The 1,700-nt window shown below is 32.1% G+C and carries 1 protein-coding gene and 1 pseudogene; one reads left to right on the forward strand and one right to left on the reverse strand.

Going from position 1 to position 1,700, the window contains the following annotated elements:
• The first annotated feature begins 162 nt into the window (after positions 1 to 162).
• A complete protein-coding gene (locus GOQ24_RS13390; RefSeq protein ID WP_160339925.1) occupies positions 163 to 1,227 on the forward strand; it encodes an ankyrin repeat domain-containing protein in 1,065 nt (354 codons plus the stop codon).
• Between the two features lie 165 nt (positions 1,228 to 1,392).
• Here the strand turns inward: GOQ24_RS13390 and GOQ24_RS13395 are convergent.
• Positions 1,393 to 1,700, reverse strand: a pseudogene (locus GOQ24_RS13395) (hypothetical protein); the annotation flags it as partial.

Here is a 1,700-nt window from a genome sequence, read left to right on the forward strand (position 1 = left end):
GTTGGGTTATTTATTTATTTATAAAAATAGCTTTATCCCTAGTTATTGGTTCTTATTTATATGGTATATTTCGTTTTTTCAATAACTTATATCAAACCTATCTAATTGATAAACAAACATCTGATTATTAAAATATTATTTATACTTAAAACACCATAAATCATGGTAAGCTTAAAGGATATTGGGACATTTAAAACCGTTCCCCCTATTGTCAATGCAATTATATCAGGAGATATTACTCTATTAGATCAGTATTATGCTGAAGGTTGGGATATTGAGAAACAGATTTCTATTGGAAAACATACCGATGAGTCTCCTTTAGATTTAGCTCTAATTATGGAAAACTTCGATACTCTTAAATGGCTTATTAGTAAAGGGGTAAACCTAAATGCAAAAGACAATCCCAGCTTTTTAAGTGCTGTTCGCTATTGCAAGGCGGATATTATCAATTATCTAGTAGCACATGGAGCTAAAGTAAATGTAGTAAATCACCTCAAATCTGATGCTTTTCAGCAAGCTTTATATGGCAAGTCTTATGATAATTTAGCTCTTATCCACAGCTTAGGACATACAGTAGAGAAATATGGTGGTCTAGCCTTTCGTCAAGCAGTTAGCGATCGTAACTATAAAGTATTAGACTTCTTTATTTCTTTTAATGTTGACATCAATTACAATAAAGCCGATATGGTGTATCCCTTTAAACCTACTGCGCTGTGTGTAGCTGCAAGATATGTAGATCTTCACATGTGTAAATACCTTGTCCAACACGGTGCAGATGTAACACTCGCTGAGAAAGATGGCATGCGTCCATACAGTATTGCTTTAGAGAAAGCAGATAGTGAAATGGCAGACTACTTTAAGTCTATAGAACCAGCAGATTTCCACAATCTAAGTAATAAACTCGATGAGTTAAAAGCCTATAAGCTACCTAAAGTCCTTTTAGAGTTCTTACAAGGAGATAATTTACGCATTGACTTACCTGATTCAGACTTTGAGTATATTGAGTTCTTTACCTTACTCGAGACAGCTGCGTTCAAATTTGCAAGGCAGAAACTACTTCGCATTTCTAAACAAACTGGAGATTACACAGATACTATTATTGTTTGGAATCCAAAGGCTAAGAAAATAGCTTGTTATGATTTAGAACATCAACAGCTTACAGATCTGTGCACTTTCGAAGAGTTTATTGCAAGTCCAACTAGACAATTAGATAAGTTCTTTAATTAGAAAGAATAGAATTAAATAACTATCAAAAAAGGTTACCTTACAGTACCTCTTCCTCCTCTACGGAGTCTCCCGACTTCGTAGTTATCTATAAATGCCAAAAGCCACTGTATTCAATACTATAGATTTATCTGAATATGTATTACATATATGATATTCTACATGGATTTACTTAGTATAAGGAATAAAGCCATATCCTTGTAGCTTTCTAAATGCCTCTATAAGCAATAAATCATAATTCACTTTATAATCTATATCCTCATTACCCCCTATTTCTCTTATATATTTGATTCTAAAATCATCTATATCTTCATTATTTAAATTATAAATAACATTTAGTTTAAATTCATGTAGTTGAATATATTTATCTCCTTCTATTGTCTTGTCTTCATTGTTTAAATATTCGGCTACGAAAACTTTAAAAACTTCATCCCTTATATCGTCTATTTCATGTCTATAACGAGATGGGTAAGTAA

Origin of the sequence: Myroides sp. LoEW2-1 (assembly GCF_009767705.1) — a bacterium.
In the GTDB taxonomy this organism is placed as follows: Bacteria; Bacteroidota; Bacteroidia; order Flavobacteriales; family Flavobacteriaceae; genus Flavobacterium; species Flavobacterium album_A.

Excerpts from the sequence above, each read along its gene's own strand:
- GOQ24_RS13390 (WP_160339925.1), top strand. The coding sequence starts at position 163 with ATGGTAAGCTTAAAGGATATTGGGACATTTAAAACCGTTCCCCCTATT.